Below are 6,362 nucleotides of genomic sequence, written 5' to 3' on the forward strand. Positions count from 1 at the left end.
GTACAATATTGTTGTCATGATATATATGTATATATTGTCTATATACAATAACTGGAGGTTAAAATGAAAAACAAAAAAAATTCTCTTGCCTACAGACTTTTTCACCGTTACTTTATAGTAGCAATGAACGGCATGGCCTTAGGATTATTTTCAACCCTAATCATAGGACTGATTATAAATCAAATCGGTCAGGCTATACCGGGGTCATTGGGTAGCTTTTTGGTATCAATATCACCAGTCGCTATGGCTCTTACTGGGCCAGTAATCGGTATAGGTATTGCTACATCACTTGAATCTCCAAAGCTAGTTACACTTTCATCAGGTGTCGTTGGTTTTATAGGTGCTTTTGGGGCCGTATTTGCAAATGGAAAAATAATAAACTCATTTGGCCAACTAATTATCAAGGGATCTGGAGACCCCCTTGGCGCATTTATAGCTGTAGTTATAGCAGCAGAAGTTGGAAGACTAGTATCAGGCAAAACTAAAATAGATATAATAGTAACGCCACTCGTAACAATAATAACAGGTTCGTTAATTGCTGTCCTATTAGGACCTCGCCTACTTTATGCTATGAAATCAATCGGTAGCTTTATACAGATGGCGACGAATCTTGCACCTTTCACTATGGGGCTTGTAATCTCAGTAGTGATGGGCATGCTACTGACACTACCTATAAGTTCAGCAGCAATTTCTATTATACTTGGTCTATCAGGAATATCAGCGGGTGCTTCTGCAGTAGGTTGTTGCTCACAGATGATAGGCTTTGCAGTTATCACCTACCATGTGAATGGTCTGAATGGCGCCTTAGCTAATGGTCTTGGAACATCAATGTTACAAGTTCCTAATATACTCAAAAAACCTGTAATATGGATACCACCTATAGTCTCTAGTGCTATATTGGGACCCATATCATCGGTAGTACTTAAAATGACAAATAACCCTGCAGGTGCTGGTATGGGCACAGCTGGACTGGTAGGTCCTCTGATGGCATGGCAGTCTATGGCACCTAATGTATCTGGTGCTATTTTACCAATGGAGATACTTGCTATGCATTTCGTGCTACCTGCAATTATTTCACTAGCAGTATTTAAATTCATGGTATCAAAGAAAATAGTCTCACCAGAAGACTATAAATTAAGCCTATAGAATCATAAATTCATAGTTACTTGGTAGGGGTTTGCTCCTATTTTTTGCAAATGTTTGAGGTATAACCTCGAACTAATTCCAACAAACAGAGGTCGGGCATCAATAGTATGCTCGACCTCTAGTTTATTGTTTGTATTATATATTCTTATTGATTGCTATTAGTAAATCGGTGGCAGGGCCTTCTTGTCAACCTTACCTATTGGAGTTACGGGCATTGACTCTAATGATAGTATATGCCTAGGAATCATATGAGGTGGTAGGTTCTGTTTTAGAAAATCAAGAACCCTTGATCCATCAAAAGATTTGTCATAGGCAACAATATATGCATCTAGGTATTTGTCACCGTTTTGGTCTTCTTTGGCAACAACAACGGCATTTTTTACTTCAGCTAGCATATTGATCATATTTTCTATTTCAAACAACTCTATTCTTATACCATTTATCTTTATCTGTGAGTCCATCCTACCCAGTACAGCTATATTGCCAGATTCATCAATTATCTTTGCAAGGTCTCCTGTCCTATACATCAGCCTAGTATCATCATCATGGGCAAATGGGTTACATACAAAAGACCCTTCGTTCAGCTCTGGCCTATTAGAATATCCTTCAGATATCTGGATACCTGATAGACATAATTCTCCGGGCATACCTACAGCACATAGGTTGCTATTCTTGTCTAAGATATAGGCCTCTGTATTGTATATAGGTCTACCTACAGGCACTAGCTCATAGTACTTGTCAACATAGAACTGACTACATAATACTGTAAATTCAGCTGGTCCGTACTCGTTGTATATCTTGTAGTTCCTATTTGTATATCCCTTAAATTTGTCACCACCAACCTGTAGGACCTTCAAGCCATCACATGGACAGTTATTTACGAATAACTTGCCGAGTATAGCAGGGAGTGCCAGTATAGTAACACCCTTTTTCTTACAGTAGTCTTCTACTGTATATTCATTTTTTCTAGACTCTTCCGGCAAGACATCAACTGATGCACCAATCAAAAGATATGGGAATATCTGTTTAACTATAGCGTCAAAGCTAAAACTAAGGTATATACCACAGACGTCATTTTCATTAGCCCCTATATAGTCTATTGCAAAGTGGCACATATTCATCAGACTCTCCTGCCTGATACTTATGCACTTTGGTCTTCCTGTGGTTCCAGACGTAGATATCCTATATGCTATATCCTTTGGTCCTGATTTTTGACTTATCTCATATTGCTTTTCAATCCTATCCCAATGGTCTAGGTTAAGGTACTTGTACTTGGAATGTTTCTCCTTGACCCTAGGGCCCAACTCCCTACAAGTAAGGACTAGGTCAACCTCGCCATCTTCAAGTAGGTAGCCCACTCTTTCATCAGGATTGGTCCTGTCTATAGGGAAAAATATGGCTCCAGATTTTAGTATGGATATAGCAGCTAGTACAACATTCTTTGTCCTTACTTGTAATACAGCAACCGTAGAGCCAACTCCTATACCTATATGATTGAAATATCCTGCCACCTTGTCAGTGAGCTCGTCTACTTCTTTATAAGTCATAGATGAAAACTCGTCTGATACTGCAATTTTATCAGGAGTTCTCCTTACCTGGTCTCTGAATAGGTCTATATAACTTAAGTTTCTATCAAATGAAAATTTATTGTCCCTTTGAGAACCTATATATATATCCTTGTGGACATCCTTTATATTCTTTATGTCCCTCAACCTAATTTTTGGCTTGGCTATTATTTGATTTATAATGTGCTTAAATAGGTATATTATACTCCTAGCAGTCACCTTGTCATAATAAGATGGCTTGTACATAAGCTTTATAGACATTCCCTTTGTAAGACTGACCTTCATATATAAATCAAGGTCTTTCTCTTTTATCGTGCTTGAACACCTATCTGCAAACACATCAAAATAAAAGGCAGTATTTATCAATTTATCATTTAAACTATTTAGGTGGCCTTCTGAAGATATCATATAGTAGTAGTATTCCATGGAATCACTTGTCTGTCTCATAATATCTCTTGCAAGGTCTGTAAACCTCATGTCCCTACTAGATGGATTGACTCTTATAGGAAGGTGTATCTTATTTTTGGCAAACACGATGTCATCTTCACATGAAAATCTTTGAAGAACTATGGCAAATACAGTATCTAAAACAGAGTCTAGACTCAGCTTATTAGAATCACAAAAACTCAAAAGGCTCGAATAAGTAGCCTTCTTTATCTCTTTTTGTATCATACTAAATTTGCCCGTATCATCCTTGAAATAGTCATTAGGGAACCTAGCCATACTAGTATAGTCCCTTAACAGATTATTCCAATATGTTTTAGCCTTTTCATAATGTTTGTTATCTGGCAAAACTACACCTCCTCTACTTAGTTTTTGTTTAGATCAATAAATTCTGCTATCTTGTTGACAGACCTAGCTTGCTGTTTTTCAGGACTAATAATAGCTTCTTCATCTCCTGATACCAACTCTATATCGGCAAAATTTGTGCTATTTCCACCCTCTATAGCATAGTATTTAGACTTGCTCGGTAGGTTTTTCTTGGCTTCCTTAATTCTAGTAAAATCAAGAAGTCCGTCATTTGTACCCCATATAGACAATACCGGCATATTTACTAGGTTCAAGTCGTCACCCTCAGGTACTGCACCCATAAACACAAAGCCTTTAATATTCTTATTTTTTAAGGCATCCTTGTAGGCTATACTGGCCCCACTTGCGTGTGCTAGTATAAACCATTTCTTAATATCTGGCTTGGACTCCATAAGGTCCTTACCCTTTCCAAAAGACAGGTCTGGTTGGTTGAGTCTAAGCTTTAGTATGCTTACTTTATAGCCCTTTTGAGCCAACAATCTAGCCATATTAGCATAGGATACAGGCTCCACTTTTTCACTAGGATATATAACTATTCCTGTGTCTTTTACAGCATTTTGCGGAACAAAGTCAATACTTCCATTGTTCTGCTTTACAACGCTTATTCCCGGTGTTTGAATCATGGCCTGCATAGCCCTATCATTTACCTTAAAGGTCTTTTGCAACCAAAATAGATAGCTGACACACACTATAATAAAGGCTATAAATACCCCCTTTAAGATGTTTTTTTGTAGCTTTCTTTTTTGGATGTTTCTAACCCTAATTTTTTCTTTTTCTAATTCTTCATGTATCGTAAGTGATTTCTCTAGCTCTCTTGTTATACTCAAACTGTCAAAAATATCCTTGTTAGACTTGCTTGATTTTTTCTTTGCTCTTATTTTTGAATCCTTAAATTCTTTCAAACCACGTCCCCCCTAACATATATACTATTATACAATATTATCCTAGTATATTATACAAAGAAAGGGTTACTTTTGGCTTAAAAGCTACTAGCAACCCCCTTATTTATTTACATTATTGTCATATTTAGAATTCTGCGTTCTTTGGAGTTCTTGGGAACGGTATTACGTCTCTTATATTTGACATACCTGTTAGGTACATGATTATTCTCTCAAATCCTAGACCAAAGCCTGAGTGTGTAGCTGTACCGAACTTTCTAAGTTCTAGATACCACCAGTACTCTTCCTCATTTAGTCCCATTTCTCTTATCTTGTCCATAAGTACGTCATATCTTTCTTCTCTCTGTGATCCGCCTATGATTTCTCCTACACCTGGAACAAGTAAGTCCATGGCTCTTACAGTCTTGCCATCATCGTTCATTCTCATATAGAATGCCTTAATGTCCTTAGGATAGTCTGTTACGAACACTGGAGCATTGTATACTTCCTCTGTGATATATCTCTCATGTTCTGTCTGTAGGTCACAACCCCATTCAACTGGGTATTCAAACTTGTGGCCTGACTTTAGTAGTATATCAACTGCTTCTGTGTAAGTTATTCTTACAAAGTCTGAAGATACTATCTTGTCTAGTCTTTCAAACAATCCCTTGTCTATAAAGCTATTGAAGAATGCCATTTCTTCTGGGCAGTTTTCAAGAACATAGTTGATTACGAACTTGATCATGTCCTCTGCAAGTTCCATAAGGTCTTCTAGGTCTGCAAATACTATTTCAGGTTCTACCATCCAGAATTCAGATGCGTGACGGCCTGTGTATGAGTTTTCAGCCCTGAAAGTTGGTCCAAATGTGTATATATTTCTAAATGCCAATGCCATTATTTCTCCATTTAGCTGACCAGATACTGTTAGGTTGGTTGGCTTGCCGAAGAAGTCCTGGCTGTAATCTATCTTACCATCTTCTGTAAGTGGTGGGTTTGCCATGTCTAGTGTTGTAACCTGGAACATTTCTCCAGCACCCTCTGTGTCAGAACCAGTTATAAGTGGTGTATGAGCATATACAAAGTTTCTTTCATTGAAGAACTTGTGCAGGGCAAATGCAACTACTGATCTAACCCTAAATACTGCTGAGAATGTATTAGACCTAGGTCTTAGGTGGGCTATTGTTCTAAGGTACTCAAATGTATGCTTTTTCTTCTGTAGTGGGTATGAAGAATCTGAGTCTCCCTCAACAATAAGCTTAGTAGCATGAATTTCTATAGGGTTCTTGGCATTGTCAACCTTGACAAGTTCACCTTCAACTAAGATGGCTGAAGATATAGCTAGCTTAGATATTTCCTTAAAGTTATCTAGCTTGTTTTCATCAACTACTATCTGTATATTTTTGAAGAATGATCCATCGTTTAATTCAATAAATCCAAAACTCTTAGATATTCTAGCAGTCCTAATCCATCCTGCTACACATACCTTCTTACCTACATATTCTTCACTCTTTCTATAAAGTGACTTTACTTCCAAAAAATCTTTCTGCATAAGTGCCTCCTCATTAATTGTTTTCATAATTCCATTTATCAAGATTAATTTGTAATCCCTATTTGTTCTGACTCAAATACACTTGAAATCAGTCAAATAAAAAACACACCATCCCTCAAAGGGACGATGTGTGTATAATCGCGGTACCACCCTAATTACTAGCTATGCTAGTCACTTAGTAGGTCTATATCGGAACCTATCCGCCTGAGCCTACTCGCTAACTTTTGGTCAGGGACTCAGAGATGTTCTTCACAAAAAGTATTATACTGGACTTACACCACCACCAGCTCGCTAGATAAGGAACTCCTTGCTACTCTTCTCTTCACAGTCATATATAATTTTAACTCAATATGTTGAGTATACCAATTTGATGACTATTTGTCAATATTAAAATTATGTTTTATATTTATAGCT

General features: G+C 37.3%; 4 protein-coding genes and 1 other annotated feature. Of the genes, 1 reads left to right on the forward strand and 3 read right to left on the reverse strand.

Annotated features, from left to right (window positions below):
* Positions 1-63 precede the first annotated feature (63 nt).
* Positions 64-1,146, forward strand: coding sequence for a PTS transporter subunit IIC (locus tag HMPREF0631_RS09510; protein WP_002844686.1), 1,083 nt, complete (start codon positions 64-66; stop codon positions 1,144-1,146).
* Positions 1,147-1,304: 158 nt separating this feature from the next.
* Here HMPREF0631_RS09510 and HMPREF0631_RS09515 read toward each other — a convergent pair whose 3' ends face one another.
* From HMPREF0631_RS09515 to asnS, 3 genes are all read right to left on the reverse strand, one after another.
* A complete protein-coding gene (locus tag HMPREF0631_RS09515; protein WP_002844741.1) occupies positions 1,305-3,503 on the reverse strand; it encodes an AMP-binding protein in 2,199 nt (732 codons plus the stop codon).
* Between the two features lie 17 nt (positions 3,504-3,520).
* On the reverse strand, positions 3,521-4,423 hold the full coding sequence (locus HMPREF0631_RS09520) for an alpha/beta hydrolase (RefSeq protein ID WP_002844682.1): 903 nt from the start codon (positions 4,421-4,423) through the stop codon (positions 3,521-3,523).
* Positions 4,424-4,547: 124 nt separating this feature from the next.
* Positions 4,548-5,948 carry an asparagine--tRNA ligase gene (gene asnS / locus HMPREF0631_RS09525; RefSeq protein ID WP_002844740.1) on the reverse strand — a complete coding sequence of 467 codons (1,401 nt, stop codon included), beginning with the start codon at positions 5,946-5,948 and terminating at the stop codon, positions 4,548-4,550.
* 116 nt (positions 5,949-6,064) lie between these two features.
* Positions 6,065-6,283 (reverse strand) — a binding site (T-box leader).
* Positions 6,284-6,362: the final 79 nt, after the last annotated feature.

Source organism: Peptostreptococcus anaerobius 653-L, from assembly GCF_000178095.1.
GTDB classification, from domain to species: Bacteria; Bacillota; Clostridia; order Peptostreptococcales; family Peptostreptococcaceae; genus Peptostreptococcus; species Peptostreptococcus anaerobius.

Excerpts from the sequence above, each read along its gene's own strand:
- HMPREF0631_RS09510 (WP_002844686.1), top strand. The coding sequence starts at position 64 with ATGAAAAACAAAAAAAATTCTCTTGCCTACAGACTTTTTCACCGTTAC.
- asnS (WP_002844740.1), bottom strand. The coding sequence starts at position 5,948 with ATGCAGAAAGATTTTTTGGAAGTAAAGTCACTTTATAGAAAGAGTGAA.